Origin of the sequence: Labrenzia sp. OB1 (genome assembly GCF_001624695.1) — a bacterium.
GTDB lineage: Bacteria > Pseudomonadota > Alphaproteobacteria > Rhizobiales > Stappiaceae > Roseibium.
On record NZ_JSEP01000079.1, the window covers coordinates 1 to 1,929 of the forward strand.

Here is a 1,929-nt window from a genome sequence, read left to right on the forward strand (position 1 = left end):
TCCAGCTCCCTGCTCTCTTCCGCGACCGGAATTTCGACAACCAACACCCTGACGCTGAACGACGGTTCTTCCACAACTGCTGTTATTTCCGGCTCCACGCTGGCAGTCACGGCTGGTACCACCGTTCAGGACCTTCTCGATACCATCGAGGGCGTTGCGGGCGTTCGTGCGGAATTCGATGAAGGCACCGGCGAGGTCACCGTCTATTCCAACGACTCCATCGCTCTGCAGAATGACGTCTCGACCACTGCTGAGCTGGTCGCAGTGACCGCGGCAGCGTTCACCACGACATCGGACACACTGATCGACAGTGGTTCCTTCGATACGGGCGACACGCTGACCCTGACCGATGGTAACGGCTACGAACTCGGCTCGTTCGAGATCGAAGAAGACTCCTCGGTTAACGACCTGGTGAACTTCATCAACGACTTCCAGGGCGTATCGGCGGAATTCAATACTGCGACCGGTAAGATCGCTCTCGAAAGTGAAACTGATCTGGCCTTGACGAGTGACAACTCGAACTTCAATGCAGACAGTTACACAGCCGACAGTGACGGCGTGAACATTTCCGCTTTGTCGGACTCCGGGTTTGCGACGGACTCCTCCATTGAACGGACAGTGGATCGCCTGAACACGGCACTGAGCACCCTGCGCACGCAGGCGTCTGAATTCGGTACCAATCTTTCCATCGTTGAAAACCGTCAGGATTTCACGAAGAGCATGATCAACACGCTCGAGGAAGGCGCCGGAAAACTGACCCTGGCAGATACCAATGAGGAAGGTGCAAACCTTCTCGCATTGCAGACCCGCCAGAGCCTGGCATCCACCTCGCTGTCCTTCGCAGCACAGGCGGACCAGAACGTTCTGCGTCTCTTCTAAGCTCTCAAAAAGCTTTCAAGACAAGGAAAGGCGGGCTCAGGCCCGCCTTTTTTTGGGTCCTCAACCGAAGGCACCCCTTCCCCTCCCCCGGTCGCCAATCGAATTCCTTCATCTCTTTCAGTCTTTTAATGTTTCGTTAACTCTAAAATGCGATCCAGTTAACCAATGATTAGGGTTAACAGGAGATGATCCTAATCAACCTGCTCAGGAAGAGCAGAAGACTTCGCGACCCCAGGAAAGGGACATACTGATGAACGACATCACCCTCTCAGCCGCCGTTCGGCAGAACCTTCTTACCCTTCAGTCCACCGCAGATCTGATGTCCGGCGTCCAGAACAAACTGGCCACCGGAATGAAGGTCAACTCTGCTCTGGACAATCCGAACAGCTTCTTCACCGCTTCCGGCCTGAACTCACGTGCGAGTGACCTGTCCACCCTTCTGAACGACATGGGACAGTCCCTTCAGACCATCAAGGCGGCGGACAAGGGTATCCAGACCATCACGGATCTGGTGGAAACTGCAAAGGCGAAAGCCAACCAGGCTCTGCAGACACAGAGCCAGTATGAGCGGAAAACCTTCGCAGAGCAGTACAATGGCCTTCTCGAACAGATTGAAGACATTGCGAAAGACAGCTCCTACAAAGGCAAGAACCTGCTTGCCGGCGATGGCAACGACCTCACCACGATCTTCAACGAAGACTCCACGTCCAAGCTGAAAATCGAAGCTGTCGACTACACTGATACAACTCTGTCCACCGGCCTGAACCTTTCGGACCTGGCAGAAGGCGAAGGCAGTGCGACATCCTTCCAGCTGGAAGGCGGCAAGAACACCTTCACTCTTACGGACGGAGACGGTCAGGCGCTGAACTCCAGCTCCCTGCTCTCTTCCGCGACCGGAATTTCGACAACCAACACCCTGACGCTGAACGACGGTTCTTCCACAACTGCTGTTATTTCCGGCTCCACGCTGGCAGTCACGGCTGGTACCACCGTTCAGGACCTTCTCGATACCATCGAGGGCGTTGCGGGCGTTCGTGCGGAATTCGATGA

At 55.3% G+C, this 1,929-nt stretch carries 1 protein-coding gene and 1 pseudogene; both read left to right on the plus strand.

The genetic code is table 11. The features are described from left to right. Positions 1-879: flagellin (locus OA90_RS27750; protein ID WP_279625838.1), on the plus strand; the 879-nt coding region annotated here is incomplete at its 5' end. A gap of 250 nt (positions 880-1,129) precedes the next feature. Further along, positions 1,130-1,929 (plus strand): annotated as a pseudogene (locus tag OA90_RS27755) (ABC transporter substrate-binding protein); the annotation flags it as partial.